The organism is Streptomyces sp. N50, from assembly GCF_033335955.1.
GTDB lineage: Bacteria > Actinomycetota > Actinomycetes > Streptomycetales > Streptomycetaceae > Streptomyces.
Genome location: NZ_CP137549.1, coordinates 9,585,960 through 9,611,667 on the forward strand (window position 1 = coordinate 9,585,960; position 25,708 = coordinate 9,611,667).

22 protein-coding genes are annotated in these 25,708 nt (G+C 71.3%); 15 read left to right on the plus strand and 7 right to left on the minus strand.

Annotation, left to right across the window (positions count from 1 at the left end):
* Positions 1-54: 54 nt before the first annotated feature.
* Positions 55-606 carry a CGNR zinc finger domain-containing protein gene (locus tag R2B38_RS42505; RefSeq protein ID WP_318021144.1) on the minus strand — a complete coding sequence of 184 codons (552 nt, stop codon included), beginning with the start codon at positions 604-606 and terminating at the stop codon, positions 55-57.
* A gap of 106 nt (positions 607-712) precedes the next feature.
* Between R2B38_RS42505 and R2B38_RS42510 the strand changes: the two genes are divergently transcribed.
* Both R2B38_RS42510 and R2B38_RS42515 read left to right on the plus strand, forming a co-directional pair.
* A complete protein-coding gene (locus R2B38_RS42510; RefSeq protein WP_411978540.1) occupies positions 713-1,930 on the plus strand; it encodes an MFS transporter in 1,218 nt (405 codons plus the stop codon).
* A gap of 131 nt (positions 1,931-2,061) precedes the next feature.
* Complete coding sequence (locus tag R2B38_RS42515; protein ID WP_318021146.1) at positions 2,062-4,452, plus strand: excinuclease ABC subunit UvrA; 2,391 nt, start codon at positions 2,062-2,064, stop codon at positions 4,450-4,452.
* A gap of 11 nt (positions 4,453-4,463) precedes the next feature.
* Here R2B38_RS42515 and R2B38_RS42520 read toward each other — a convergent pair whose 3' ends face one another.
* A complete protein-coding gene (locus R2B38_RS42520) occupies positions 4,464-5,075 on the minus strand; it encodes a helix-turn-helix domain-containing protein (RefSeq protein WP_318021147.1) in 612 nt (203 codons plus the stop codon).
* Between the two features lie 109 nt (positions 5,076-5,184).
* Here R2B38_RS42520 and R2B38_RS42525 point away from each other — a divergent pair, with 109 nt between their 5' ends.
* From R2B38_RS42525 to R2B38_RS42560, 8 genes are all read left to right on the plus strand, one after another.
* The gene (locus R2B38_RS42525; RefSeq protein ID WP_318021148.1) at positions 5,185-5,739 is read left to right on the plus strand and encodes an ester cyclase; all 555 of its coding nucleotides are present in this window, start codon (positions 5,185-5,187) and stop codon (positions 5,737-5,739) included.
* A gap of 182 nt (positions 5,740-5,921) precedes the next feature.
* Positions 5,922-6,617: a type 1 glutamine amidotransferase domain-containing protein gene (locus tag R2B38_RS42530; RefSeq protein ID WP_318021149.1), complete on the plus strand. Its 696-nt coding sequence runs from the start codon at positions 5,922-5,924 to the stop codon at positions 6,615-6,617.
* A gap of 155 nt (positions 6,618-6,772) precedes the next feature.
* Positions 6,773-7,822, plus strand: coding sequence for an alpha/beta hydrolase (locus tag R2B38_RS42535; RefSeq protein WP_318021150.1), 1,050 nt, complete (start codon positions 6,773-6,775; stop codon positions 7,820-7,822).
* A gap of 96 nt (positions 7,823-7,918) precedes the next feature.
* Positions 7,919-8,536, plus strand: coding sequence for a VOC family protein (locus R2B38_RS42540; protein WP_318021151.1), 618 nt, complete (start codon positions 7,919-7,921; stop codon positions 8,534-8,536).
* Between the two features lie 143 nt (positions 8,537-8,679).
* Positions 8,680-9,447, plus strand: a complete 768-nt coding sequence (locus R2B38_RS42545) for an SDR family NAD(P)-dependent oxidoreductase (RefSeq protein WP_318021152.1) — start codon at positions 8,680-8,682, stop codon at positions 9,445-9,447.
* Positions 9,448-9,470: 23 nt separating this feature from the next.
* Entirely contained in the window at positions 9,471-10,847 is a 1,377-nt protein-coding gene (locus tag R2B38_RS42550; RefSeq protein ID WP_318021153.1) for an NAD(P)/FAD-dependent oxidoreductase, read from the plus strand.
* The gene (locus R2B38_RS42555) at positions 10,844-11,689 is read left to right on the plus strand and encodes an alpha/beta hydrolase (RefSeq protein WP_318021154.1); all 846 of its coding nucleotides are present in this window, start codon (positions 10,844-10,846) and stop codon (positions 11,687-11,689) included. The genes R2B38_RS42550 and R2B38_RS42555 overlap by 4 nt, the downstream gene beginning before the upstream one ends.
* 159 nt (positions 11,690-11,848) lie before the next feature.
* A complete protein-coding gene (locus R2B38_RS42560) occupies positions 11,849-14,626 on the plus strand; it encodes a helix-turn-helix transcriptional regulator (protein ID WP_318021155.1) in 2,778 nt (925 codons plus the stop codon).
* 10 nt (positions 14,627-14,636) lie between these two features.
* On the opposite strand, the gene R2B38_RS42565 is transcribed toward R2B38_RS42560, so the two are convergent.
* Complete coding sequence (locus R2B38_RS42565) at positions 14,637-15,356, minus strand: SDR family oxidoreductase (RefSeq protein ID WP_318021156.1); 720 nt, start codon at positions 15,354-15,356, stop codon at positions 14,637-14,639.
* Positions 15,357-15,907: 551 nt separating this feature from the next.
* Between R2B38_RS42565 and R2B38_RS42570 the strand changes: the two genes are divergently transcribed.
* The 3 genes from R2B38_RS42570 (at position 15,908) to R2B38_RS42580 (ending at position 18,945) form a co-directional block, all read left to right on the plus strand.
* Positions 15,908-16,885, plus strand: a complete 978-nt coding sequence (locus R2B38_RS42570; protein WP_318021157.1) for a DUF4331 family protein — start codon at positions 15,908-15,910, stop codon at positions 16,883-16,885.
* Between the two features lie 67 nt (positions 16,886-16,952).
* The gene (locus R2B38_RS42575) at positions 16,953-17,663 is read left to right on the plus strand and encodes an SDR family NAD(P)-dependent oxidoreductase (RefSeq protein ID WP_318021158.1); all 711 of its coding nucleotides are present in this window, start codon (positions 16,953-16,955) and stop codon (positions 17,661-17,663) included.
* A 421-nt stretch (positions 17,664-18,084) separates the two neighbouring features.
* Positions 18,085-18,945, plus strand: coding sequence for an MHYT domain-containing protein (locus R2B38_RS42580; protein ID WP_318021159.1), 861 nt, complete (start codon positions 18,085-18,087; stop codon positions 18,943-18,945).
* A 114-nt stretch (positions 18,946-19,059) separates the two neighbouring features.
* Here R2B38_RS42580 and R2B38_RS42585 read toward each other — a convergent pair whose 3' ends face one another.
* Positions 19,060-19,881, minus strand: a complete 822-nt coding sequence (locus tag R2B38_RS42585) for a class I SAM-dependent methyltransferase (RefSeq protein WP_318021160.1) — start codon at positions 19,879-19,881, stop codon at positions 19,060-19,062.
* A 128-nt stretch (positions 19,882-20,009) separates the two neighbouring features.
* Positions 20,010-21,164: a helix-turn-helix domain-containing protein gene (locus R2B38_RS42590; RefSeq protein WP_318021161.1), complete on the minus strand. Its 1,155-nt coding sequence runs from the start codon at positions 21,162-21,164 to the stop codon at positions 20,010-20,012.
* A 158-nt stretch (positions 21,165-21,322) separates the two neighbouring features.
* Here R2B38_RS42590 and R2B38_RS42595 point away from each other — a divergent pair, with 158 nt between their 5' ends.
* Positions 21,323-22,210, plus strand: a complete 888-nt coding sequence (locus R2B38_RS42595; protein ID WP_318021162.1) for a helix-turn-helix transcriptional regulator — start codon at positions 21,323-21,325, stop codon at positions 22,208-22,210.
* 142 nt (positions 22,211-22,352) lie between these two features.
* Positions 22,353-23,318: a hypothetical protein gene (locus R2B38_RS42600; protein WP_318021163.1), complete on the plus strand. Its 966-nt coding sequence runs from the start codon at positions 22,353-22,355 to the stop codon at positions 23,316-23,318.
* 39 nt (positions 23,319-23,357) lie between these two features.
* On the opposite strand, the gene R2B38_RS42605 is transcribed toward R2B38_RS42600, so the two are convergent.
* Both R2B38_RS42605 and R2B38_RS42610 read right to left on the minus strand, forming a co-directional pair.
* On the minus strand, positions 23,358-25,199 hold the full coding sequence (locus R2B38_RS42605) for an MFS transporter (protein ID WP_411978541.1): 1,842 nt from the start codon (positions 25,197-25,199) through the stop codon (positions 23,358-23,360).
* A complete protein-coding gene (locus R2B38_RS42610; RefSeq protein WP_318021164.1) occupies positions 25,196-25,636 on the minus strand; it encodes a MarR family winged helix-turn-helix transcriptional regulator in 441 nt (146 codons plus the stop codon). Before R2B38_RS42610 ends, R2B38_RS42605 begins: the two co-directional genes overlap by 4 nt.
* Between the last annotated feature and the right edge of the window lie 72 nt (positions 25,637-25,708).

Sequence of the window (25,708 nt, forward strand, 5' to 3'; positions counted from 1 at the left end):
GTGGATCCCAAAGGCGGTTGCGGAGAGATGAACAAGTTCTCTCCCTCTCCCCTTTCAGATCGTCCTGCCGCGCAGTGTCTCCTTCTTGGCCCGGTTTCCGCAGGTGCCCATGGAGCACCAACGGCGGTTTCCGGGGCGGGAGGTGTCCAGGAACAGGGCGCCGCAGGTCGGGCCCGCGCAGTTGCGGAGGCGGGCGAGCGACGGGGAGGTGACGAGGTCCAGGGCGTCGCGGGCGACGAGGGAGAGGGTGGCCCGGACGGGGGCTTCGGCGTGCCAGGCGAGGTGGCCGGTGACGTCCAGGCGCGGTACGGGGACGGCGTGCGTGGCGGCCGAGTTGACCCGGTCGCGGGAGTGGGTGTCGGGCGTCCGGCCGGCCCGCGCGTCGGAGATCAGGGTGTGGACGGCCTCCCGCAGCTCCCGCGCGTTCGCGGCATCGGGACGCCCGGTGGCGTCGGCGCAGGGGCCGCACTGCCGCACCCACGCCAACAGGGCCTCGGCGTCGGGGAGTTCCTCCACCACGTCGGGCGTGCCGCGATGGCGCAGGGTACGGATGAAGTCCAGGGACAGGCGCCCGGCGCCCTGGCGGAAGCGGGGAGTTGCTGGCACGGGCCCACCCTACCTCCGTAGAACCGGTTTAAGTGGTGCCACGGGACAGGACCGCCTGCTACCGTCGCCTGAACCAGTAAAACCGGTTCTCGCGTGAGGTGTGTCCGTGCCCCGCTGGGTGATCCTCGTTCTGTCCCTCGCCTGTGGTGTGGGCGTCTCGACCATCTACTTCCCGCAGGCGATCAGCTCGCTCGTCGCCGCCGACCTGGGCGTTTCCACGGGCTCGGCGGCCCTCGTGGTCACGGCGGCCCAGTTCGGGTACGCGGCCGGCATCTTCCTGCTCGTCCCCCTCGGCGACCGGCTCCCGCACCGCCCCCTGATCGTCACCCTGCTCGTGCTCACCGCCGCCGGACTGCTCGCCGCGAGCGCCGCGCCCTCGCTCCCGGTGCTCGTCGTCGCGAGCGCCGTCACCGGCGTGACGACCGTCGTGCCGCAGATCATCATCCCGATGGCCGCCGGACTCGTACCCGTCGAACGCCGCGGAGCCGTCACCGGCACCCTCCTCAGCGGCCTGATCGGCGGCATACTCCTGGCCCGCACCTTCAGCGGCACCCTCGGCGAACGGCTCGGCTGGCGGGCGCCGTACGTCGTGGCCGCGGTGATCGTCCTGGCCCTGGCCGCGATCCTCTCCCGGGTCGTTCCGGACACCGAGCCGTCCACGCGGCTCAGTTACCCGTCCCTGATAGCCGCGCCCCTGAGCCTGCTGCGCACCGAACCCGACCTCCGCCGCTCCTGCCTCTACCAGGCCACCGTCTTCGCCGGCTTCAGCGCCGCCTGGACCACGCTCACCCTGCTCGTCACCGGACCGACGTACGCCATGGGCGCCCAAGCGGTGGGCATCCTCGGGCTGGTCGGCGCGGCCAGCATGTTCAGCACCCCGCTCGCGGGCCGGCTGGCCGACCGCAAGGGCCCCGACAGGGTCAGCCTTCTCGCCATGCTCGGCGCGATCGCCTCGGCGGCGGTGCTCGTACCGGCCTACAGGGGCGGCACCAGCGGTCTGCTGGCCCTGGCCGCGGGCATGCTGCTGCTCGACGTGGCCGTCCAGTCCGGCCAGGTCGCCAACCAGGCCCGCATCTTCGCCCTGCGGCCCGAGGCCCGGGCGCGTATCAACACCGCGTACATGACCTGCGCGTTCCTCGGCGGCAGCGCGGGTTCCTGGCTCGGTGTGCGCACGTACGACCGGTTCGGCTGGCGGGGTGTGACGGGCTTGGTCGCCGCACTGGCCGTGGTGGGACTGAGCCGTCATCTGCGGCACGTGCGACAGCGCGGGAGGCGACCGGACCGGTCAGGATTCGAGAAGCGCGAGTCCACGCGTCGCCCGTAGCGTGACCGCCACGGGCGTCACCGCGCATCGATGCCGGAAGCGGACGTACCGCTCGAAGCCTGGTTGGATCGAGCCGGGCGATGACCGCCGAGCGACTCTCGGCGGCCCGGCGCAAACGGAGGGAACGCACGATGAGCAAGGCCACGGGAACGGACGCGCAGTCGTCCGCGCCGCACGCTGCCGACAGCCACGACCTGATCCGCGTGCACGGGGCGCGCGAGAACAATCTCAAGGACGTCAGCATCGAGATCCCGAAGCGCCGGCTCACGGTGTTCACCGGAGTCTCCGGCTCGGGCAAGAGCTCGCTCGTGTTCGACACGATCGCCGCCGAGTCGCAGCGGCTGATCAACGAGACGTACAGCGCCTTCGTGCAGGGTTTCATGCCCACGCTGGCGCGGCCCGAGGTCGACGTCCTCGACGGGCTGACCACCGCGATCATCGTCGACCAGCAGCGGCTCGGCGCCGACCCCCGCTCCACGGTCGGCACCGCCACCGACGCCAACGCGATGCTGCGCATCCTCTTCAGCCGCCTCGGCAAGCCGTACCTCGGCTCGCCCAAGGCGTTCTCCTTCAACGTCGCCTCGATCAGCGGCGCGGGCGCGGTCACCATGGAACGCGGCGGACAGAAGGTGAAGGAGCGCCGCAGCTTCAGCATCACCGGCGGCATGTGCCCGCGCTGCGAGGGCCGCGGCTCGGTCACCGACCTCGACCTCACCCAGCTCTACGACGACTCCAAGTCCCTTGCGGAGGGCGCGATCACGGTGCCCGGCTACACGGGCGGCGGCTGGAACTCCCGGCTCTACAGCGAGTCTGGCTTCTTCGACGCCGACAAGCCGATCCGCAGGTTCACGAAGAAGGAGCTGCAGGACTTCCTGCACCGCGAGCCGACGCGGATGAAGATCGCGGGCATCAGCATGACCTATGAGGGTCTGATCCCGCGCATCCAGAAGTCGATGCTCGCCAAGGACCGGGAGGGCATGCAGCCGCACATCCGGGAGTTCGTGGACCGGGCCGTCACGTTCACCACCTGCCCCGACTGCGACGGCACCCGGCTCAACGAGGGCGCCCGGTCGTCGAAGATCAAGGGCATCAGCATCGCCGGCGCCTGCGCGATGCAGATCAGCGATCTGGCGGACTGGGTGCGCGGCCTCGACGAGCCGTCGGTGGCGCCGCTGCTCACCGCGTTGCGGCAGGCCCTCGACTCGTTCGTCGAGATCGGCCTCGGCTACCTCTCGCTCAACCGGCCCGCCGGCACGCTGTCGGGCGGTGAGGCGCAGCGCGTCAAGATGATCCGCCACCTCGGGTCCTCGCTCACCGACGTCACGTACGTCTTCGACGAGCCGACCATCGGGCTGCACCCGCACGACATCCAGCGCATGAACGACCTGCTGCTGCGCCTGCGCGACAAGGGCAACACCGTGCTCGTCGTGGAGCACAAGCCGGAGACCATCGCGATCGCCGACCACATCGTCGACCTCGGCCCCGGCGCCGGTACGGCGGGCGGCACCGTCTGCTTCGAGGGCACCGTCGAGGGACTGCGCACCGGCGGCACCATCACCGGCCGGCACTTCGACGACCGCGCGTCGCTCAAGGAGTCGACGCGGAAGCCCACCGGCGTGCTGGAGATCCGGGGCGCCGCGGCGAACAACCTCCAGGACGTCGACGTCGACATCCCGCTCGGCGTCCTCGCCGTCATCACCGGTGTCGCGGGCTCCGGCAAGAGCTCGCTCGTGCACGGGTCGATCCCGGTCGGCGAGAACGTGGTCTCCGTCGACCAGGGCGCCATCCGCGGCTCGCGCCGGAGCAACCCGGCGACGTACACAGGACTCCTCGAACCGATCCGCAAGGCCTTCGCCAAGGCCAACGGCGTGAAGCCGGCCCTGTTCAGCGCCAACTCCGAGGGCGCGTGCCCCACGTGCAACGGCGCCGGGGTCATCTACACCGACCTGGCGATGATGGCCGGCGTGGCCACGACCTGCGAGGACTGCGAGGGGAAGCGGTTCGACGCGTCGGTGCTCGAGTACCGCTTCGGCGGCCGGGACATCAGCGAGGTGCTCGCGATGTCGGTGACCGAGGCCGAGGAGTTCTTCGGCGCGGGCGAGGCGGCGACACCGGCCGCGCACCGGATCCTGACCCGGCTCGCCGACGTCGGCCTCGGCTACCTCAGCCTCGGCCAGCCGCTCACCACCCTCTCCGGCGGCGAACGCCAGCGACTCAAGCTGGCCACCCACATGTCGGAGAAGGGCGGCGTCTACGTCCTCGACGAGCCCACCGCCGGCCTCCACCTCGCCGACGTCGAGCAACTGCTCGGCCTGCTCGACCGGTTGGTCGACTCCGGCAAGTCGGTCATCGTCGTGGAGCACCACCAGGCGGTCATGGCCCACGCCGACTGGATCATCGACCTCGGCCCCGGCGCCGGCCACGACGGCGGCAAGATCGTCTTCGAGGGAACACCGGCCGACCTGGTCGAGGCCCGGTCGACGCTCACGGGGGAGCACCTGGCGGCGTACGTCGGCGCCTGAGCGCCGCGGCCTCAGCGCAGGGTGGCGACCGCCGTGCCGTGGAGGACCTCCTCGGCGCGGTCCCACGACCAGCCGTTCTCGACCACGAGCGTGCGCCATCCGGTGGGGCCGAACCAGTACCAGAGGAGGTCGCCGGTCTCCTTCGCCGAGTGGGGCGGCGGGGGAGTGAGGGTGTGCAGATGGCGGGCGGCGGTGTGCAGCGCGTCCCGGTACGCGGCCGTCGCCCGCTTCCACAGCTCCTCGCCGTTCTCGTGCACGGGCAGTGCCTTGCGGATCGCCTCGTGCACCGCGAACTGCCCCTCGTTGCCCAGGCGCGTCCCGTGGGCCAGCGCCTTGAGGACCGCCTCGGGGGTGCGCAGTTCGAGCAGCTCTTTCATGGCCTGCTCGTAGCCCGAGGCGAGCACGCCCTGGTCGACGATCAGGTTCAGGATGTCGCCCTTGCTGCCGACGCTCGCGAACACCGTCTTCGAGGCGACCCCGGCCGCCGAGGCGATGTCGGCGACGGTGACCCGGCCGTAGCCGCGCTCGGCGAACAGCTCCGTGGCGTGCCCGAGGATCAGTGCGCGCGTCCGTGCGGCGGCTTGTTCACGCAGCGGGGAGACGTAACGGCGCGTGGGAGGCATGCCGTCATCGTACGGCGATGAATTCAATAGGCGTCCTGTAACCTCAATTGCTGTCGGCCGGCAACACCCCTCATGACGCACCTCCCTCGAAAGGGATCACGCAATGGGCATGGACGCCACAGCACTGGCCCACGGGCTCTTCCGCATCCTCGCGACCGGAGATCCGGTACTGGCGGCGGAGGTGGTGCACGAGGACTTCCACAATCGCGAGGCGGCCGTCTCGCCCACGGCCTGCGCGCTCCCCGGGCCCGCCGGAGTGCTCGCCTCCAGCGCGTGGATGCGCTCCGCCTTCAGCGACCTGGACTTCCCCGTCCTCGGTATCGCCCACAACGACGGGCAGGTCTGGCTACGGCTGCGCATGCGGGGCCGTCACACCGGACCCTTCGTCCGCTTCCGTGACGGAGCGCTCGACCAGGCGATACCTCCCACCGGGCGCGACATCGACTTCGAGCAGATCCATGTGCTCGACCTCCGTGACGGGAAGGTGATCGGGCATGAGGCGGTGCGCGACGACGTGGCCATGCTCGGGCAACTGGGCGTCTTCCCGCCGAGCCCCGCTGTCGGGCTGAGCATGCTCACGTGGCGGGTGACGGGGAAGGCCTCGCGTGCCGCCGCCGACGTGACGGCGAAGGCTGCCGAGGCGGCCGCCGGGGCGACGCGGTAGGTCCCGGCACAGAGCGACTGAGCCGAGGGTTCCCACCCCGCGGTGACCTACGCCCTCCCAGGGACGACGACCAGGGTGTCCCACCGGTGCGACCGGCCCGCCGCGCGCGACACCGTGGCTCCAGGCGGCGGTCCCGCAGGGTGAACGCGGGCGCCGGGCCCTGGACGGCAGGAGTGATTCAGATGGCGAAGGTTCTTTTCGTGCTGACCGGAGCGACGTACTGGGTGCTCAAGGACGGCACCAGGTACGCGACCGGGTACTGGGCCGAGGAGTTCGCGGCCCCGTACAAACTGATCACCGAGGCGGGTCACGAGGTCGTGGTCGCGACACCGAACGGCGTGACACCCAACGTCGACATGATGAGCCTGCGCCCCTCCATGGCGGGAGGTGAGCAGGGAGCGCTCGACCTGGAGGAGATCATCAGGTCGGCGGAGGTGATGCGTCGGCCGCTCCAGCTGTCGGACGTCCGTCTCGAGGACTACGACGCGGTGTATCTGCCCGGCGGCCACGGCCCGATGGCCGACCTGGCACTGGACGCCGACGTGGGACGGATCCTCACGGCGCAACTCGCCTCGGGCAAGCCGCTCGCGATCGTGTGCCACGGCCCCTCCGCGATCCTGGCCACCAGGATCCACGGCGTGTCGCCCTTCAAGGGCTACCGGATGACCTGCTTCACCAATGACGAGGAGGAAGGCGTCGGCCTGGCCTCCAGGGTGACCTGGCTGCTGGAGACGGAGCTGAAGGACAAGATCGGCGTCGAGTTCAGCCGCGGCGAGATCTGGAAGCCGTACATGGTGGAGGACCGCAACCTCATCACCGGGCAGAACCCGGACTCGGCCGCAGTTCTCGGGGAGCGGTTGCTGGAGTTGCTGAAGTAGCGCCGGCACGCATGACTGGAGCCCGGGCGGGAGGCTGCGCCTCCCACATGCGAGGAAGCCGGTCGTGGCGCCCGGGCCGACCGGCAGTGGAACCTGATCAAGGCCGTCCTCAAGGGGGGCGGTACTCCGGCATCCCCACAGGCAGGACGGTTCACATGATCGACAGGCGAGGTCTAGGCAGGACCATCGGGGCGGGGGCCATGGGGACCGCGGCGGCGTCCCTGGCAGGATGGTTCAGCTCGTCACCCGCGTCCGCCACCTCCTCGGGGAGCCAGGCGGCGACTGCCGGGCGGGCGACGGGTCGTACGTCCTTCGAGTCGCTCAAGCAGGTCAAGGCGGGCGAGCTGGACATCGGTTACGCGGAAGCAGGTCCGGCGAAGGGGCCGGTGGTCGTCCTGCTGCACGGATGGCCGTACGACATCCACAGCTACGTGGACGTCGCGCCGCTGCTGGCCGCCGAGGGGTACCGGGTGATCGTGCCCTACCTGCGGGGCTACGGCACCACGACGTTCCGGTCGGCGAAGACCTTCCGCAACGGCCAGCAGGCGGTGGTCGCCCTGGACATCATCGCGCTGATGGACGCCCTGCGGATCGAGAAGGCGCTGCTCGGCGGCTTCGACTGGGGTGCGCGGACCGCCGACATCATCGCGGCGCTGTGGCCGCGGCGCTGCAAGGCGCTGGTCTCGGTGACCGGCTACCTCATCACCAACCGGGAGAAGAACAGGCAACCGCTGCCTCCCGCCGCCGAGTTGGCGTGGTGGTACCAGTACTACTTCGCCACCGAGCGCGGCGAGTCGGGCCTGGCCCGGTACGGGCACGACTTCGCCAAGCTGATCTGGCGCAACGTCTCCCCGACCTGGCAGTTCGACGACGCCACCTTCGACCGCACCGCGAAGGCCTTCGAGAACCCGGACTACGTCGGCATCGTGATCCACAACTACCGCTGGCGGCTGGGCCTCGCGGCGGGAGACCCGCGCTACGACGGCATCGAGACCAAGCTCGCCGCGGGCCCGGCCGTCGCCGTGCCCACGGTCACCCTCGACGGCGAGCTGGACCCGTTCACCCCGGCGGGCGACGGGAGCGCGTACCGCGCCAAGTTCACCGGCCCCTACGACCACCGTGCCCTCGCCGGCATCGGGCACAACGTGCCCCAGGAGGCGCCGGAGGCGTTCGCGCGGGCCGTTCTGGACGCCGACCGCCTCTGATCGCGGGGACCAGGGAGACTCCCTGGCGCGAACCGGGGCCGCAGGGGCGAGTCTGGTGGTGTCGACAGTTCGTCCGAGAACGGAGGCGCGCATCCCATGGACATGAAGCTCGAAGTGGTCGTGGTGCCGGTCGGGGACGTGGACCGGGCCAAGGACTTCTACACGGCGTTGGGCTGGCGGCTCGACGCCGACGTCGCCACCGGCGAGAACTTCCGGGTGGTGCAGATGACTCCGCCGGGCTCCCCGGCATCGGTCATCTTCGGCACCTCGGTCACGTCCCAGACGCCGGGCTCGGCCCAGGGACTGCACCTGGTCGTGGACGACATCGAAGCCGCCCACGACGAACTCAAGCGGCTCGGTGCCGACCCCAGCGACGTGTTCCACGACGAGGGCGGGGTCTTCCACCACGCCGGGACCGAGGCCCGCGTCCCCGGTCCGGACCCCAAGCGCAGCAGCTACGGCTCCTTCCTGTCGTTCAGCGACCCCGACGGCAACGGCTGGATTCTGCAGGAGATCACCACCCGGCTCCCGGGCCGCGTGGACCCCGCGGCCACGACGTTCGCCTCCGCCGATGACCTCGCGAGCGCACTGCGCCGCGCCGCCGCGGCGCACGGCGAGCACGAGGCGCGCACCGGCGCGGAGGACCCGGACTGGCCGGACTGGTACGCCCAGTACACGGTGCGCGAGCAGGCCGGGACCGAGTTGCCGTCGTGAGTACGCAAGCATCGCGGGCCGGCAGTGGGGCAGGTGCGGACACGCGTCGAGGCGAGCGGGGTCCGCCGCACCGGCGTCGCCGCGGATGATCTCCGGTGACGCCCGGTTGCGCGTCGTCCTCGACGTGAGGAAGTGAGACCGCCATGTCCGAGAAACCGCTGGGCGGAGCCGTCGCGCTGGTGACCGGTGCCAGCAGTGGCATCGGTGCCGCGACCGCGCGCCGGCTGGCCCAGGAGGGCGCGGCGGTGGCGCTCGTCGCACGGCGTCGCGACCGCCTGGACCGGCTCGCCCAGGACATCACGCGGCTGGGCGGCCGGGCCGACGTCGTGGAGGCCGACATCAGCGACCCCGAGCAGGCGTACCAGGCGGTCCAGGTCACGCTCGGGCGGCTGGAGCGGCTCGACATCCTGGTCAACAACGCCGGGATCATGCTGCTCGGCACGGCTCTGCACGCCACGGTCGAGGAGTGGGACCGGATGGTCTCGCTCAACGTGACCGCGCTGCTCCACGTGACCCATGCCGCCGTCCCGTACCTGATCGACGCGGCCACCACGTCCCCGCGGCAGGTGGCCGACATCGTCGACGTCGGCTCGACGGCCGGACGCGTCGCCCGCCCCGGGAGCAGCGTCTACAACCTGACGAAATCCGGCCTGAACGGCTTCACCGAAGCCCTGCGGCAAGAGCTGCTCGTGGAGCGGGTACGGGTCGCCGTGGTCGAACCCGGCACCGTACGCACGGAGTTGGTGGACCACCTCGGTGAGGCCACCCGGGAGGCGGCACTCCGGCAGGTCAGCGGCATCGAACCGCTGCGGGCGGAGGACGTCGCGGACGCGATCGCCTACATCGTCACCCGGGAGCGACGGGTGGCCGTCAACGAGATGCTGATCCGCGCCGGTGACCAGACGTGGTGACCGCAGGTGAGGAGGACCGACCCATGAGCCAGAACCACGGCCATGCCGACGACCACGACTACGACGTCATCGTGATCGGCGGCGGATCGCCCGGCGAGCACTGCGCCGGCGCACTGGCCGAGGGCGGTCTGCGGGTCGCCCTGGTGGAGCGCGAACTGGTCGGCGGGGAGTGCTCGTACTGGGCGTGCATCCCGTCGAAGACGCTGCTGCGCCCGGGTGAGGCCGCGCACGGCGCGCAAGAGGCCGCGGCGAGCGCCCAGGTCGACGTCGAACAGGCCCTGGCCTGGCGGGACTTCATGGTGTCGGACTACTCCGACGCCGGGCAGGAACGCTGGCTGGCAGACACCGGCATCGCCCTGCTGCGCGGCACCGGCCGGCTGGCGGGACCGGGCGTCGTGGAGGTGGCCGGTGCCCGCCACACCGCCGAGCACGTCGTCGTGGCCACGGGAGCGTCGCCCGTCATGCCGCCGGTCCCGGGCCTGTCCGAACTGACAGGTGTGTGGACCAACCGCGAGGTGACGGGCATGAAGGCGGTCCCGCGCCGACTCGTCGTGCTCGGCGCCGGACCCGTCGGCGTGGAGATGGCGCAGGCCGTCCGCCGCCTGGGCGGCGAGGTGGTCGTCACGGCCCGCGGCGGGTACGTCCTGCCCCGCGAGCCCCGGCCCCTGGGCGAGGCACTCGGCGAGGTGCTGCGCCGCGACGGGGTCGAGCTGGTGCTCGGCCCGCGCACGGTCGCCGCCCGGCGCGAGGGCGAGGAGTACGTCCTGACGCTCGACGACGGGCGGGAACTGCGCGGCGACCACCTCCTCGTCGCCACCGGACGCCGCCCGCGCGTCGACGACATCGGCCTGGACACGGTGGGCGTGAAGGCCGACGAGCACGGCATTCCCGTCGACACGCGGCTGCGTGCCGCCGAGCGGCTGTGGGTCGTCGGCGACGCCACCGGCCTCTGGATGCTCACCCACGTAGGCAAATACCAGGGCGAGGTCGTCGCCGCCAACATCCTGGGCGAACCCCGCGAGGCCGACTACACGGCCGTACCCCGCGTCGTCTACACCGATCCGCAGGCGGCGTCGGTGGGGGCGGGCGAGGCACGGTTCAGCGCCGCCGTCCCGATCTCCGGGGTTGCCAAGACGGCCGCCTACACTCGCGCCTACGCCGACGCCAACGGGTTCCTCACGCTGCTCAGCGACGGCCGGGTGATCACCGGCGCCCACGCCCTCGGCCCGGAGGCGGGGGAGTGGCTGCAGCAGGCGACCCTCGCCGTCCGCGCCCGTGTCCCGCTGGACGTGCTGCGGGACACGATCCAGCCGTTTCCCACGTTCTCGGAGATCTACGTCGCCGCGCTCAAGGACCTGCGTGAGCAGATCGGGGCCGCAGGGCGAAAGGCGTCGGCGTGACGAGCTACCGCACGCTGAAGGTCGACGACCTCGAGATCTTCTACCGCGAGGCCGGACCACCCGACGCCCCCGCCCTGCTGCTCCTGCACGGCTTCCCGTCCTCGTCGCGGATGTACGAGCCGCTCCTGGGGCGCCTGGCCGACCGGTGGCGACTGATCGCGCCCGACCTGCCCGGATTCGGCCACAGCAGCGCTCCCGCGCCGAGCGGGTTCGCGTACACCTTCGACCACCTGGCCGAGGTCATGAACGGCTTCGTGGACACCCTCGGCCTCCACCGGTACACACTCCTCGTGCAGGACTACGGCGGGCCGGTCGGGTTCCGCATGGCCATGGCGCACCCGGAGCGGCTGGAGGCACTGATCATCCAGAACGCGGTGGCCCACGAGAGCGGGCTGGGACCGCTGTGGCGGACACGACGTGCCTTCTGGGCCGACCGTGCCACTCATGAGCCGGCACTGCGCGAGAACTTCCTGTCCCTGGCCGCCACGCGGGGACGCCATCTGGGCAACGACCCCGCGACCGACCGCTACGACCCCGACCTGTGGACGGACGAGTCCGCCTTCCTGAACCGGCCGGGGCAGGCGGAGATCCAGGTGGAGCTGTTCTACGACTACCGCACCAACCTCGTCGCCTACCCGGTCTGGCAGCAGTGGCTGCGCACCCGCAGGCCCCGCACGCTCGTCCTCTGGGGACGCCACGACGCGTCGTTCCTGGCGCGGGAGGCCGACTCGTACCGGGCCGACCTGCCCGATGCGGAGATCCATCTGCTCGACGGCGGCCACTTCGTCCTGGACACCTGCGCCGACGACGCCGCCCGACGGATCCGGGCGTTTCTGACGTGACAGCGTCACCGGCCGGAGACCGAGATGCACGCCGCGGCTTGAACGCGTCCTGCCACGAGGCGGCGACCGGGCCTTTGCCCGGTCAGGATTCAGGCCGCGGGCCCACCGTTGTAACGTGCAGTGTGACCAGGGGGCAGACCGCGACGAAGGCGGGCAACCGTGGCGCATGCGGAGCACGGCTCACGGGACGGGGCAAAGGCCGGCCTGCTCGGCAGACGGACCGAGTGCGCCCGGCTCGACCGGATGATCAGCGCGGCCCGTAGCGGGGAGAGCGGCACGCTCGTGGTGCACGGCGCACCCGGCGTCGGAAAATCGGCACTGCTCGACTACGCGGCCCGGTCGGCGACCGACCTGCGCGTGCTGCACGCCGTCGGCATCGAGTCCGAGATGGAACTCGCGTTCGCCACGCTGCACCAGGTGTGTGTGCCGTTGCTCGACCGCCTGAAGAACCTTCCCCGGCCACAGTGCGCCGCGCTGGAGACCGTCTTCGGCATACGCGCGGGGCCCCCTCCCGATCGCTTCCTGGTCGGCATGGCGGTGCTCGGCCTCCTCTCGGACGCCTCCGCGAAACACCCGCTGCTCTGCCTGGTCGACGACGCGCAGTGGATGGACCGGGTCTCGGCACAGATCCTGGGCTTCGTCGCCCGCCGACTGCTGGCGGAGTCGGTCGCCCTCGTCTTCGGAGCCCGCGAAGGGCCCCAAGACCTGCTCGGACTACCGGAGTTGGAGATCACCGGGCTGTGTGACGCCGACGCCCACACCCTGCTCGACTCGGTCACGCACACCCGGCTCGACCAGGACATCCGCGACCGTCTCGTCGCGGAGACCAAGGGCAATCCCCTCGCCCTCCTCGAACTGCCCCGCGGCCTGACCATCACCCGACTCGCCGGTGGATTCGGCCTCTTGAACGGCGACACGCTCCCGGGCCGCATCGAACAGAGCTTCCTGCGCCGGATCGAGGCCCTCCCGGACGAGACCCGGCTGCTCCTGCTGATCGCCGCCGCCGAACCGGTCGGCGATCCCGCCCTGGTGTGGTCGGCGGCCGGGCGTCTCGGTGTGACACCGGAGACGGCTCTCGCCGGCGGCACGGACGGACTGCTGTCGTTCGACGTACGCGTCACGTTCCGGCACCCGCTCGTACGGTCGGCCGTGTACCGCGCGGCGACGGAGGAGGACCGCCGGGCCGCGCACCTGGCCCTGGCCGGGGTCACCGACCCGCAGGCCGACCCGGACCGCCGCGCCTGGCATCTCGCGTCCGCCACCGCGGGCCCGGACGAGTCCGTCGCCGCCGAACTCGAACGCTCCGCGGACCGCGCGCAGGCACGCGGTGGGCTCGCCGCGGCGGCGGCCTTCCTCCAGCGGTCCGTGGCACTCACCGGCGACACGTCACGGCGTGCCGAACGGGCGGTGACCGCCGCCGACGTCAGCCTGCAGGCCGGTGACCTCGACGCCGCCCGCCGGTTCGCCGACATCGCGGACCAGTACGCGCGGAGCGAGTTCCAACGCGCGCGGGCCCAACTCGTGCGCGGCCGGCTCACGTTCGCGGCCGGCCTCGACCAGGAGGCACCACCGCTGCTGCTGACGGCCGCACAGCGACTGGAGCCCTTCGACAAGGACCTCGCGCGCGAGACGTACCTGATGGCGTGGGGAACCTCGGCACTGGTCGCCGCGGACGCCGACAGCCTCATGGAGATCTCCCGGGCGATGCGGGAACTTCCGGCGGCCAGGGGAACTCCCGACACCCTCGATCTCGTGATCGAGGCCTGCGCGCTGCTCGTCACCGGCGGCCGCGCCGCCGCGGTCCCCGCACTTCAGCGGGCCGTCACGGCACTCGCGGATCTTCCCGCGCCCGACGTGCTGAAGTGGGGCTGGGTCGCGAACGGAGTCAGTGCCGCCGTCTGGGACGACCGGGCCATGCGCAGCATGTACGGCCGGGCCGTCGAGGTGGCGCGCACCGCCGGTGCCCTGACCGAACTCCCCTTGTGCCTCACGTCGTTGGGCATGACGACCACATGGACCGGCGACTTCGACGCCGCCGCGTCGATCGTCGACGAGGCGGACATCGTCGCCGCGGCGACCGGCGTCCCGCTGGCGCCGCACGTCAGACTCCGGCTGGGCGCACTGCGGGGTCGTAGCGCCGATACGGAGCCCCTCATCGCGGCCACCGTCGAAGAGGCCGGTGCGAGCGGTCAGTTGATGGGAGTCACGGTCGCCCACTGGTCCGCCGCCGTCCTCTACAACGGCCTCGCCCGCTACGAACAGGCGATGCCCGCAGCCCAGATCGGCAGCCGGATCGCCGAACTGTGGGTCTCCGTCTGGGTGTTGCCCGAACTCGTCGAGGCGGCGGTGCGCGTCGGAGAGGAAGGGGTCGCCGGTGACGCGCTCGAACGACTCACGGACGCGGCGGAGCCGTGCGACACCGACTGGGCGCAGGGAGTCCTGGCCCGCTGCCGGGCCCTGCTCACCGCCGGAGCCCCCGCGGACCGCCTCTACCGCAGGTCGATCGAGCGACTGGGCCGGACACAACTGCGCCCCGAACTGGCGCGTGCCCATCTGCTGTACGGCGAGTGGCTGCGCCGGGACCGGCAACGGAGCGACGCCCGGGGGCACTTGCGTACGGCCTACGAGATGTTCGTGTCGATCGGCATGGAGGCGTTCGCCGAACGGGCCCGCCGGGAACTGCTCGCCACCGGGGAGACCGTCCGCAAGCGCACGGTCGAGGCCTCGTCGCGTGACGAACTGACCCCGCAGGAGAAGCAGATCGCGTCGCTCGTGCAGGACGGCTTCTCCAACCCGGAGGTCGGCTCCCGCCTGTTCCTGAGCCCGCGGACCGTCGAGTGGCACCTGCGGAAGATCTTCACCAAGCTGTCGATCACCTCCCGCAGACAGCTCCGTGACGTGCTGCCCCGCGGCGAGTACGAGGCCGCACCGGAGTAGGGGCTGGTGCTCAGGGGATCAGCTGCTGGCCGCCGTCGATGTCGTAAGTCGCCCCGGTGAGTGCCGTGTTGGTCATCAGGTGCAGGGCGAGCGCGGCCACGTCCGACGGTCCCACCACCCGGCGGATCGGCAGTGTGCCGCGCAACTCCTCCCGGCGAGGCTCCAGTTCGTCGCCGAGCAGCCGTGCCGACAACGGGGTGTCGACGAACCCGGCGGCGATCGCGTTGACCCGGACCGGGGCGAGTTCGAGGGCCGCGTTCGCCGTGATGGCCGGCAGACTCGCCGCGGCGACGGCCGCGATGCTCAGACCCACGCCGGGGCGGCGGGCGTGCGTGCCGGTGATGTACGTCAGCGACCCGCCGGGACGGACACACGTCGCGCACTCCCGCGCGATGCGCAGCGAGCCCAGCAGATGCTCGTCGAGCACGCTCCGCGCCTCGTCGAGGTCCATGTCGGCGATCGGCGCGTAGAGCGGTCCGCCGCCCGCGACCAGGACGTGGTCGACCGGCGTGGGCAGCTCCGCGAAGAACCGGTGCGGTCCCGGGGCATCACCCAGGTCGAGCCTCGCGGCCGACGCGCCGAGCTCGTCCCGCGCGGCGTCGAGCCGCCCCTGGTCACGACCGGTGACGACGATCTTCGCGCCGGCCGCGTGCGCCTGCCGTGCCGTCTCCAGCCCGATGCCGGAGCTGCCGCCGATGACGACGACGGTGCTTCCTGAGAGATCGTTCATCGCAGCCTCCGTAGGAGGGGGTCGGAGCGTTGGGCACACACTGGAGGCGCCGGTTCCCGGGACGTTCGCCGGGACCGCAGGATGTCCCGCGTCTGCTCGGTTCCGGCGGCCTGCCGCAGTCCGAGACCGCGGCCCTGACCGGGCAGCCTCCACAGCCGGAGCAGGGTCCCCCGGCGGCCGGATCACGAGCGAGTCCGTCCTCACGGGCGGTCAACTCCTCAAGGGTCTCGCCGCTCGGCCAGTACGGCATCTCCGCGACGGGCGTGACCAGGTACTCCGTGTCGGTCCTCCTGGGCCGTCGCCCCGCCCAGGATCGCTCGGCGGGGCCGTCGCTCGCGCCCGTGGTCCTCCCTGGCCGGGGGCCGACCAGGGTGTCGCACGTCCCCCGTCCCTGTCGATCGGCTCGGCACGGACCAGTGAGTTCTACGGGCGCGAGGGCCCCCGGTGCTGCGGGACGGTGGACGAATCCACCCACCGTCCCGCGAGCGGCAGCGCCAGGGCGACGGACTCCGCACGGCGCGGCCGCCTCGTGGCCGACCGAGGGAATCGCCATGTCCAACCACTTCAGCGCGGCCTATCTCAAGTTCCCGGGCGACGACGCGCGCCTGGACCTGACCGACCTGTTCGCCTTCCCGGCGCCCGGGGACGCCGGCAGAACGGTGTTGATCATCGACGTGAACCCGTTCGCGACGGGCCTGAGCGCGACCCCGCCGTTCCTGATGAGTGCGGAGTTGCACCCCGACGCCGTGTACCGCGTCAACATCGACAACGACGGTGACAACCAGGCCGACGCTGCCTTCTCGTTCGTGTTCACGGAGGCGAGAGACGGGAGGCAGACGGGCACGGCCTACTACGCCACCGGGGCCGACGCCCGCAGGGCCGAGCCGACCGGTGAAGTGCTCGCCAGTGCCGTACCGGTCGGCTTCGACGCGTCGGCGCAGCCCGTCGAGGCGGGTCGCTGCCGGTTGTTCATGGGCGTACGCAGCGATCCGTTCTTCGCCGACGCCGAAGGCGCCCTGCACGGCTTCGTGTGGACCGGAGCCGACGCCTTCGCCGACAAGGACGTGCAGTGCGTCGCGCTGGAGGTGCCCGACGACATGCTCGGCCCGGATCCGCTGATCCGCCTGTGGGCGACCGTCAGCGTGCGTCGTGACGGCGCGCTCGTCCAGGTGGACCGCGGCGGGCATCCGACGATCAACCCGTTCATCAATCCCGACTACGCCAAGGACGCGTACAACGCCGGGCATCCGGCGGACGACGTGGCGAAGTACCTGGGGCCGTGGTCGAAGATCCTGGAGGGGAACGGCTATCCGCCCGCCGAGGCGAGTGCGGCGGCCGCCACCGTCCTGCCGGACGTCCTGACCTACGACCGCGGCCGGCCCGCCGTCTATCCCAACGGGCGCGGCCTCACCGACGACGTCTTCATCGCCCGGATGACCTTCCTGACGAACGGAAAGGTCACCTCGGGCGGGGTGATGCCGCACGACCTGCTGCCCGGGTTCCCCCACCTCGGGCCGCCGCACCGGTAGAAGTGCCCCACCCGAGCGGGACCAGCCGACAAGGCAGGCCCGCACCGTCACCACCCGGAGGGACACCATGGACGTTCCCGTCAAGAAGGTCGCCGTCGTCACCGGCGCGTCACAGGGCATCGGCGCCGGCCTGGTCGAGGCGTACCGCAAGCTCGGCCACTCCGTGGTCGCGACCTCCCGCGGCATCACCCCCTCCGAGGACCCGGACGTGCTCACCGTCCAGGGCGACATCACCGATCCGGCCACGGCCGAGCGCGTCGTCGCCGCGGCGATCGAACGGTTCGGCCGGATCGACACCCTCGTCAACAACGCGGGCCTCTACCTCGCCAAGCCGTTCACCGGCTACTCCCGGGAGGAGTACGAGGCGGTCGTCGGCGTCAACCTGACCGGGTTCTTCCACATCACCCAGCTCGCCGTCCGGCAGATGCTGCGTCAAGGCACCGGCCACATCGTCCAGATCAGCACCAGCCTCGCCGATCACGCCGACTCCACGATCCCCGCGGTGCTGGCCTCCCTGACCAAGGGCGGGCTCCAGTCCGCCACCAGGGCGCTGGCGATCGAGTACGCCTCCCGCGGCATCCGCAGCAACGCGGTCGCGCTGGGCGTCATCAGAACTCCCATGCACCCCGAGACGTCCGCGCCGCTCGCCGCGCTGCACCCGCTCGGACGGATGGGCGAGGTCGGCGACGTCGTCGACGCGATCGTGTTCCTGGAGAACGCGACCTTCGTCACCGGCGAGATCCTCCACGTCGACGGCGGCCAGAGCGCCGGACGCTGAACTCCCCACACTGGTGGGCTTTGTGGGCAGTGGTGGCGAAGTATCGATTCGGCTAACACCTATCCAAGTTGTGTATGAATTGTGTGAGTGGCGTGATTGAATCATGCACAACTCGGCCTGGTGGCTTGAAGTCGACCGTTCGGTTCCCCGTGTCCTGTGACCTCAGCAGGATGTCCGCGCGCTCGTGCAGGACCGCCCGGCCGAGCCGGTACGAACGTGCGGCAGGGGCGGGAGTGGTCGATCCGCGCGCGCCCCTGCCGTAGCGCATCCTGTGTCCCCGCGCCCCTCCCGACCGGAGGCCGCGCCCGGTACGAACCGCAATCGTCCGCGGTCCGCCGGACGGGAGCGTGCGCCACGTCACCGTGCCGGCACACCGCGCCTGCGGTGCCGCCTGCCGTCACGTACGTGAAGGGAACCCTCCATGACCACAGCCGCCGCCGCGACTGTCTCCGACTTCTACTACGGCGCGGTGACTCCGGTCGCCGCCTATCTGATGGCGTGCCTGGGAGCGGCCCTCGGGCTGCGCTGCACGACCCGTTCGCTGCGCCGCCCGCAGCACAGAGCCCGCTGGCTGGCGCTCGGCGCCGTCTCGATCGGCTGCGGCATATGGACCATGCACTTCATCGCCATGATCGGCTTCAGCGTCGAGGGCGCGCTCGTCAACTACGACGCCACGAAGACGCTGTTGAGCCTCGGCGTGGCCATCGCCGTCGTCGCCGTCGGGGTGTTCCTCGTCGGGTACCGCGGCGGATCCCCGCTCAACCTGGGTGTGGCCGGCGCGGTCACCGGGCTCGGTGTCGCGGCCATGCACTACCTCGGGATGGCCGCCATCCACACGAACGGCACCCTCCACTACGACCCCGTGACCGTGGTGCTCTCCATCGTGATCGCCGTCGCGGCCGCCACCGCGGCGCTGTGGGCGGCGGTCTCCATCCACGCGCTGTGGGCGAGCCTCGGCGCGAGCCTGGTGATGGGTGTCGCCGTCACCGGCATGCACTACACCGGTATGGCCGCGGTCTCCGTCCACCTCACCAATGTGGCCGGGTCCTCGCAGTCCTCCGCCGACCTGGTCGCGTTCCTCCTCGTCATGCTCGCCGGTCCGCTCCTGGTCCTCCTGGTCGCCGCCGTGATCGTCATGTTCGACCCGGACATGATGATCGGCGAGACCGGGGCGAAGACGTCGGAGCCCGCGCCCGCCCCGCTGTTCGGCGGCGACTCCGTCTTCCCGCCGAGGGAGCCGGCCCAGTCGGCCCAGCCTTCGCAGGGCCGCACCTCCTGGTGATCCGACGTCGACACCGCGTACGGGCGTACGGGCCTCGTCCAGGGCGGCCGTCAGCCGGGACTCGCCACCAGAAGCCGGCCGATCTCGGATGCCGAACTGCCGTACAGGCAGGCCCTATCGCACCTCTGCCCATGCGGCCACGAGTTCCGGGACGTACACCGTCGCCTGGACGTCCGTGCACGCGCGGGCCATGCGCGTGCGCAGGGTGTCGATGTCGACCTCCTCGGCCGTGGCGATGCCGGCGCGCTCCATCACCGGCAGGAGGCTGCGCGCCGACTCGGCGATGAGTGTCACTGCCGCCGAGTCGGGGCCGCCGGTGGGGACGGCGACCGCCACGCCGGGGTCGGTCAGCCCGGAAAGCCGTAGGACTTCGGCCAGTTGCTCGCCCATGTCGGGGTCGCGGCGGCCCTCTCGGAGCGCCGCGCTGATCCACTCCACGGATTCCGTCACCAGCGGTACCGCGGGTATGGCGCGTGTCCGCGAAATGTTGAAGTCCTGGAACGTGACGACGCCACCGGGCCGCACCAACCGTGTCAGTCCCTTCACCGTGGCCACCGGATCGTCGAGATGAATCAGGATCAGTCGTCCCACCAGGGCGTCGAAAGGCTCGGACAGGTCGAGATCGGGGAGTGTGCCCTGCTCGAAGGCGACATTCCCGGAGGACAACGCGGCCGCGTTCTCCCGCGCGCGTTCCAGGACGCCCGGGTCCATGTCCACGCCGAGAACCCGGCCGCCCGAGCCGACCACGCGCGCGGCGGCCAGGGACACTTCGCCGGTACCGCAGCCGACGTCGAGGACGCGCATTCCCTCCCGCAGGCCCGCCGTCCTCAACAGATATTCGGTGTGGCTGTCGTACAGCGAAGCCTGTATGCCGAGCCTGTCCGCCTCCTCGGAGGTATTTCCCATCACGTAGGAACTCGGGTGCTTCTCAGTCATTCCTGGTCCGTTCATTGCTCTGGGATCTCTGCAGTCAGCAGTAACGGAGTGTAGGAAGCGACCGGTTGGCGGTCTTCGGCGTGATCATGGAGTCATGGGGCGGATTTCTGTGGAATCCACAGTCGCCGTCAACCGGTGATGCCGACGACCGAGCGGAGGAGTCCGGCGAAGGCGCGCGGATCGGCGCCGGTGAGCTTGTGCCACTGGCCGAGCCGGTAGGCCACGGTGTTGGGGTGGATCCCGAGGGCGGTGGCGGCCCGGGCCAGCGACGACCCGGAGTCCGCGAAGGCGATCACCGTCTCCGCCAACAGGGGTTGTTCGCCGGTGACTCGGCGGACCTCGGTGAACAGGGGGTGCAGCCGCTCGCGGCTGTCGATGAGGCTCGCCTTGAGCCAGACGTCCTCGAACGACGTGGCGCGGCCGCCGCGTTCGGCCACGGCGAGGGCGCGCTCCGCGTCGGCGATGCTCATCTCCGCGCCGGCGAGCCCGGGCCGGTCGAGACCGACGCCCACGCGCGCGTCGTCGCCGCCCAGGTCGATCACGCGGGTGGCCAGGTCGCCCGGGTCGACCCGCTGGGTGACGGCGACCATGAGCTGCCCGCTCAAGCCGCAGGAGACACGTCCGGCAAGCTGCCGCGCCGCACGTTGCAGCAGGCCGAGGTGTCCTTGCGCGGCCCACGCGGCAGCGGGCGTGCACAGGGCCCGGAAGTCGCCGTCCGGGTCGAAACCGAGTTCACGCGCGATCTCCGCGGTGTGCTCGCGGGGTGCCCCGCCGGTGCGGAGCAGTTCGAGGAAGCGCTGCCGCAGACCGGCCTCGCGGCCGTACCGTGACCCGGCCTCGTCCGCGAAGGCGTCCGCGACGACGCCGCTCACCGACCGCACCCACGACCATAGGGGCGCGACCAGTTCGATCGCGGCGTCCTCGGCCGCCGTACCCCGCGCCGCGGCGCGCAGTTCGTCCCAGATCCGGCGGGCGCCGATGTGGAAGGTCGCGAGCGCGTCCTGGACGGGCAGGCCGTAGTACGCCCGCCTGCGTGACTCGGCCTGGAACTCCAGCAGTTGCCCGGCCGTCGGCTCCACATCGAGAGCGAGACCCCGCAGGAGGGCCTGGAGCCGGCTGCGCACGGTCCGGCGTTGCTCGGCCAGCGGGAACGCCGCGTACGAGGGGAGCTCGCGCCTGATGTCGTCGGTGACGACGACGCTGAGCTCCTCGATGCGCGACAGCAGGGACTCGCACAGCACGCGCAGCGGATGTCCGTCGGGCCGGACCGGAGAGGAAGTCACGCCGACACTGTCGAATCGACAAAGAGCCCCTGTCAATCCTCCTCACGCGGAGTGACAGGTGCGGCTCGCGTGCCGAGCGGCTCCGCGAGCCTGACCCGCCGTTGCCTACCCGGAGTTGGGTCAGGCTGCGCGCGCGAGAGCTGACCATACTGAGTTCCGTGAAAGGGAAAACGCAGCTCGGGGAATTTCTGCACGCTCGGCGTTCCCACCTCCGTCCTGAGGACGTCGGGGTGGCCACGTACGGGGAGCGGCGGCGCGTGCCGGGGCTCCGCCGCGAGGAGTTGGCACTGCTCGCCGGGGTGAGCGTCTCGTACTACACGCGGCTGGAACAGGGACAGGCGCCGAGCGCCTCGCCCGAGGTGCTGGACGCGCTGGCCTTCGCCCTGCGGCTCGACGAGCCCGAGCGGCGCTACCTGCACGACCTGGCCCGCGCGGGCAGACAACGCCCGCGGGGCCGGCGGCCCGCGCCGGAACAGGTGACGGAAGAACACGCCCAACTGCTGGACGTCCTGGGGGACGCGCCCACGCTCCTGCTGGGCCGATGCGGCGACGTGCTGGCCTGGAACCGTCTGGGACACGCACTGTTCGCCGGTCATGTGGACCCCGACGCCCCGGACCGGCCGGACCGGCGGCCGAACATGGCCCGCCTGGTGTTCCTGGACCCGCACACCCGCGACCTGTACGCGGACTGGCCGAGCAAGGCCAGGGCGGTGGTGGGGCACCTCCGCCTGGTGGCGGGACGGTTCCCCGACGACGCGGCACTGCACGCGCTGGTGGGCGAGCTGAGCGCCAAGAACGCCGAGTTCGCCTCGATGTGGGCCGACCACCGGGTCAAGTCGCACATGCTCGCCTCGTACGAGATGCGCCATCCGCTGGTGGGTCCGCTCACGGTCGTCCAGCAGACCCTCGGTCTCGGACGCGGCACCAGCGTCGTGGTCGCCACCACCCCGGCGGGCTCGTCCGCACGGGCGGCACTGACCCTGCTGGCCCAGGCGTCCGTACCGGCCGAGCCGACGCGGACACCTGCCCGGGCCGCCACGGACTGACCTCCCGCGCTCGCCAACTTTCCACCCATCAGGCGCACTTCACGGCCTCGCCCCCGCTCACCGCACCACTGCCCCGGCACGTCGCTGCCGTATGCCCGAAAACCACCGACCACAGAACCGACTCACCCCAAGGGACCGACCCATGCTCAAGAAGCTCACCAAGTCCGCCCTGTCCGCGGCCGTCGTCGTCGCGGCCGCCGCCGTGACGCTCGGCCCGGCTCCCGCCTCGGCCGTCTCCGCGCCGCTGAGCGACGCCCGGATCGCGCGCCACTTCGACCTGGCCAAGGGGCAGACACCGGAGAACGTCGTGCTCGCTCCCGACGGCAGCGCCTACGTCACCTTCGCCGCCGCCCGCCAGATCGCGCGCCTCTCGCCCGACGGCACCACGCGGATCCTGGCCACCCTGCCCGCACCGGCGGACGGCGGGGTCCACACCCCGGTCCTGGGCTTCGCCCTGACCAGCGGCATCGTGCGGGCCCACGACGGCACCCTGTACTTCCTGTACGCCACCGGCACCGCCGACCTCACCGGCGTATGGCGGCTGCGCCCCGGCGGCACGCCGCAGCGGATCGCCGCGCTGCCCGCGGACGGACTGCCCAACGGCCTTGCCCTGGACGCCCGTTCGCGCACTCTCTACGCCACCGACTCCGTACGCGGCACCATCTGGAAGGTGCCCGTTTCCGGCGGTGCGCCCACCGCCTGGTCCACCGCGCCCGAACTGGCGTCGACCGGTTTCCTCGGCGCCAACGGCCTGAAGATCCGGGGCGGGGCGCTCTGGGTCACGAACCTCGACCGCGGCACCGTCCTGCGCGTTCCCGTCCTGCGGGACGGACGCTCGGGCAGGGTTCGGACCGAGGTCACCGGCCTGTCCGGGATCGACGACTTCGCCTTCACCGGCCGCGGCGACCAGGTGCTGGCCACCCTCAACGGTTCGAGCGAGGTCGTGCTCGTCGAGCCGCACGGCAGCCCCACCACGGTCCTGACCGCGGCGGACGGCCTGCAGAACCCCACGTCGATCGCCCTGCGCGGCGACACCGCCTACGTCCTGAGCGCGGCCTACGTCACCGCGAAGGACCCCAACCTGGTACTCGCCCACCTGAACCGCTGACCACTCCGGCAGACCGGGCGCGTCGTATCAACTCGGGCTCTACGACGCCCCGTTCGGCCCCGTCTGCGACGTCTCGGGCGTCTCCGCGGGAGCGGGTGGCAGACCTGCCGGTGACGGTTCGGGTTCCGTGTCCGGCTTGTGGCCGCCGCGCAGCGCCGAGGCGACGGCGGAGACCAGGGCCATGCCGGCGGCGACGCTGAAGACGATGGTCAGGCCGTGGTGGAACGGGCCCGAGACCAACTGGGGGAAGAAGGTGTGGCCGGTCAGGACGGCGCGCTGGGCGGCGGTGACGTGGTCGAGGGTTCCGTCGGACGCGAGCAGGTGCTGGATGGGGTTGTTGCCGAGGAACGTCGCGAACAGCGTGCTCACCGGAGGCAGCGACGCCGCCTGCTCGGCCGCGCCGGCCGGTACCCCGTGTATCTGGAGTCCGTGGCTCAGGGTCCTGGGCAGCGAGGTCGCGAGCCCGGACACCATCAGGGAGAAGAACACGCCGATGGACAGCGCGGTGCCCGAGTTCTGGAAGGTGGACCGCATGCCCGAGGCGACACCCCGGTACTCGCTCGGCACGCTGCCCATGATGGACGACGTGTTCGGCGCGGAGAACATGCCCTGGCCCAGGCCGTTGAGCAGCAGCAGCGCCGCGAACATGCCGTAGTCGAAGTCGATGGGCAGCGCGAGCAGCCCGAGGAAGGAGAGCGCGACGACGATCAGCCCGACCGTCGAGAACGCCCGGGCGCCGAACCGGTCCGACAGCCATCCGGACACGGGCCCGGCGATGAGGAAGCCGACGGTGAGCGGCAGCATGAAGATGCCCGCCCACAGCGGGGTGTCCTCGTAGTCGTAGCCGTGCAACGGCAGCCAGATGCCCTGCAGCCAGATGATCAGCATGAACTGCAGCCCGCCCCGCGCGATCGCGGTGAGCAGCGCGGCAAGGTTGCCCGCGGCGAAGGCGCGCACCTTGAACAGGGCCAGGTTGAACATCGGTTCGGCGATGTGCGTCTCGACGTAGCAGAAGATCAGCAGGAGTACGACGCCGCCGATCAGGCCGCTGAGCACCCACGGGTTTCCCCAGCCGGTGGCGCTGCCGCCGTAGGGCTGGATGCCGTAGGTGATGCCGGCGAGGAGGATGCCGGCGCCGGCCGCGAAGGTGAGGTTGCCCAGCCAGTCGATGCGGCCGGGGCGGCCCGCCGAGGTCTCGCGCAGGCTCAGGTACGACCAGATGGTGCCGGTGATGCTGATCGGCACGCTCACCCAGAACACCGCGCGCCAGTCGACGACGGCCAGCAGTCCACCGGCGAGCAGGCCGAGGAACTGGCCGGCGAGGGCGGTGATCTGGTTGATGCCGAGGGCCATTCCGCGCTGCCGGGTGGGGAAGGCGTCGGTGAGGATCGCGGCCGAGTTGGCGGTGAGCATGGAACCGCCGAAGGCCTGCACGACGCGCCACAGGATCAGCCACATCGCCCCCGCCCCCGCGCGGAACGGGTCCAGGGACAGCGCCACGGACGCACACGCGAAGATCAGGAAGCCGATGTTGTAGATCTTCACCCGGCCGAACATGTCACCGAGCCGGCCGAGTACGACGACCAGCACCGCCGAGACCAGCAGATAGCCGAGGATCATCCAGAGCAGATAGCCGATGTTGCCGGGCGCGAGCGGATCGAGGCCGATGCCGCGGAAGATCGCGGGCAGCGAGATGATCACGATCGAGGCGTCCATCGTGGCGATGAGCACGCCGAGCGTGGTGTTCGACAGCGCGACCCACTTGTAATTCGGCCCGGGGGGACTGTCCTTACGACGCCCCGAGCGCACGGCGCTCAGCAGCGACGGTCGTCCGCCCCCGGTCTCCTGTCCGTCGCCGGGTATGTGCGCGCGCTCGGTCACAGTCGCTCCGCCAGTCGGTCGAGGAGGGGCAGCGCCGACGCGAGGGTCGCGCGCTCCTCCGCGGTGAACTCGTCGAGAACGGCCCCGAGCCGGTGGACCGACGCGGAGCGCCGCTCGGCCAGCACGGCGCGTCCCTCGTCCGTGATCGCCAGGATGCTCCGCCGCCCGTCCGCGGGATCGGGGCTGCGGCGGACCAGCCCGCGCTGTTCGAGCAGCGCGAGGGTGCTGGCCATCGCCTGCGGGCGTACCCGCTCGGCCTCGGCGAGGGACGTCGGCGATTCGGAGCCGTCGCGGGCGAGCCGGGCCAGGACCGACACTCCGGAGAGCGACACGTCCCCCACGGCGTGCGCCTGACGCAGGCGCCGCGTCACCCGGCCCACCGCGAGCCGCAGCTCGGACGCGAGCCGGGCGGTGTCGTTCGGGCTGTTCACCTTCATGGTTACTAACAGTAGATTTATCAGCCTGGACTGCTCAACCAATTGTTAGTAAATGGCGCGAGGAGGCTGTCG

What these genes read in the sequence shown, in the direction of transcription:
- R2B38_RS42515 (WP_318021146.1), top strand. Translation starts at nt 2,062, where the DNA reads ATGAGCAAGGCCACGGGAACGGACGCGCAGTCGTCCGCGCCGCACGCT.
- R2B38_RS42520 (WP_318021147.1), bottom strand. Translation starts at nt 5,075, where the DNA reads ATGCCTCCCACGCGCCGTTACGTCTCCCCGCTGCGTGAACAAGCCGCC.
- R2B38_RS42525 (WP_318021148.1), top strand. Translation starts at nt 5,185, where the DNA reads ATGGACGCCACAGCACTGGCCCACGGGCTCTTCCGCATCCTCGCGACC.
- R2B38_RS42530 (WP_318021149.1), top strand. Translation starts at nt 5,922, where the DNA reads ATGGCGAAGGTTCTTTTCGTGCTGACCGGAGCGACGTACTGGGTGCTC.
- R2B38_RS42535 (WP_318021150.1), top strand. Translation starts at nt 6,773, where the DNA reads ATGATCGACAGGCGAGGTCTAGGCAGGACCATCGGGGCGGGGGCCATG.
- R2B38_RS42540 (WP_318021151.1), top strand. Translation starts at nt 7,919, where the DNA reads ATGGACATGAAGCTCGAAGTGGTCGTGGTGCCGGTCGGGGACGTGGAC.
- R2B38_RS42545 (WP_318021152.1), top strand. Translation starts at nt 8,680, where the DNA reads ATGTCCGAGAAACCGCTGGGCGGAGCCGTCGCGCTGGTGACCGGTGCC.
- R2B38_RS42550 (WP_318021153.1), top strand. Translation starts at nt 9,471, where the DNA reads ATGAGCCAGAACCACGGCCATGCCGACGACCACGACTACGACGTCATC.
- R2B38_RS42565 (WP_318021156.1), bottom strand. Translation starts at nt 15,356, where the DNA reads ATGAACGATCTCTCAGGAAGCACCGTCGTCGTCATCGGCGGCAGCTCC.
- R2B38_RS42570 (WP_318021157.1), top strand. Translation starts at nt 15,908, where the DNA reads ATGTCCAACCACTTCAGCGCGGCCTATCTCAAGTTCCCGGGCGACGAC.
- R2B38_RS42575 (WP_318021158.1), top strand. Translation starts at nt 16,953, where the DNA reads ATGGACGTTCCCGTCAAGAAGGTCGCCGTCGTCACCGGCGCGTCACAG.
- R2B38_RS42580 (WP_318021159.1), top strand. Translation starts at nt 18,085, where the DNA reads ATGACCACAGCCGCCGCCGCGACTGTCTCCGACTTCTACTACGGCGCG.
- R2B38_RS42585 (WP_318021160.1), bottom strand. Translation starts at nt 19,881, where the DNA reads ATGACTGAGAAGCACCCGAGTTCCTACGTGATGGGAAATACCTCCGAG.
- R2B38_RS42600 (WP_318021163.1), top strand. Translation starts at nt 22,353, where the DNA reads ATGCTCAAGAAGCTCACCAAGTCCGCCCTGTCCGCGGCCGTCGTCGTC.
- R2B38_RS42610 (WP_318021164.1), bottom strand. Translation starts at nt 25,636, where the DNA reads ATGAAGGTGAACAGCCCGAACGACACCGCCCGGCTCGCGTCCGAGCTG.